This is a genomic window from Amycolatopsis palatopharyngis (assembly GCF_003385185.1).
GTDB classification, from domain to species: Bacteria; Actinomycetota; Actinomycetes; order Mycobacteriales; family Pseudonocardiaceae; genus Amycolatopsis; species Amycolatopsis palatopharyngis.
On the sequence record NZ_PQHZ01000126.1, the window covers coordinates 1 to 1,235 of the forward strand.

Consider the following 1,235-nt stretch of genomic DNA (forward strand, 5'->3'; position numbering starts at 1 on the left):
CTTGGGGTCAGTGGGTGGTTGCAACGCCTTGTGATGAGGAGTTGTGATGGGTGGGAAGCGGCCTGGGCGGGCTCGGTGTGTGCGGGTGTTGTTTTGGGAGGGTGTCCGGCGGGGGTTGTCGGTGCCGGGTGCGTGTGCGGTGGCGGGTGTGTCGGGCACGACTGGGGCGGTGTGGTTCGCCCAGGCTGGTGGGGTGAGTAGTAACGGAGCTGGGGTGGTGTCGGGGCGGTATCTGTCGTTTGCGGAGCGGGAGGACATCGCGTTGGCGTGGGCGGCTGGTGCGGGGGTCCGGCAGATCGCGCGGCAGGTGGGGCGGCATCCTTCGACGATCAGTCGGGAGTTGCGTATCAACGGGACGGGACCGCGCCCGGATCGCCCATCGGGGCGGCTGCGCTACAAGGCGAGCACGGCCGAGGACCACGCCCGGGCGCGGGCGCGTCGGCCGAAGACCGCGAAACTCGCCGCTGATGAGCGCCTGCGTGGGCGGGTGCAGGCGGGGTTGCTCGCACGGTGGTCGCCCCGGCAGATCAGTGCCAGGCTGGCGCGGGACTACCCGCACGATCCGGAGATGCGCGTGTCGCACGAGACGATCTACCAGTCGCTGTATGTGCAAGGCCGGGGAGCGCTGCGCCGTGAGCTGGCTGCCTGCCTGCGCACCGGGCGGGCGCTGCGCAAACCCCACGGTCACCGCCCCGCCCGGCAGGCCAAGATCCGGGACATGGTCTCGATCTCCGCCCGGCCCGCCGAGGTCGCCGACCGGGCCGTGCCCGGGCACTGGGAAGGGGACCTCATCCTCGGCGCCGGCAAACGCTCCGCGATCGGCACCCTGGTCGAGCGCACCACCCGGTTCTGCCTGCTACTGCACCTGCCCCACCGCGACGCTGTCACCGTCCGCGATCACATGATCGCCACCATGGCCACCCTGCCCGACCAGCTCAAACGGTCCCTGACCTGGGACCAGGGCACCGAAATGGCCCTGCACCGCGACATCAGCATCGCCACCAACCTCGACATCTACTTCTGCGACCCACACTCACCCTGGCAACGCGGCAGCAACGAAAACACCAACGGACTCCTGCGCCAGTACTTCCCCAAAGGCACCGACCTCTCCGTCCACACCCCCGAACACCTCGCCACCGTCGCCACCCAACTCAACGGCCGACCCCGCGAAACCCTCGGCTGGGACACCCCCGCCGAAGCCCTCCACCAACTACTCTGCCCCCCACACCAACAAA

At 69.5% G+C, this 1,235-nt stretch carries 1 protein-coding gene; it reads left to right on the forward strand.

Translation table 11 applies throughout. The features are described from left to right. Positions 1-46: 46 nt before the first annotated feature. Positions 47-1,235 (forward strand): IS30 family transposase (locus D0C15_RS33845; protein WP_245976536.1); only part of this gene is annotated, 1,189 nt, incomplete at its 3' end.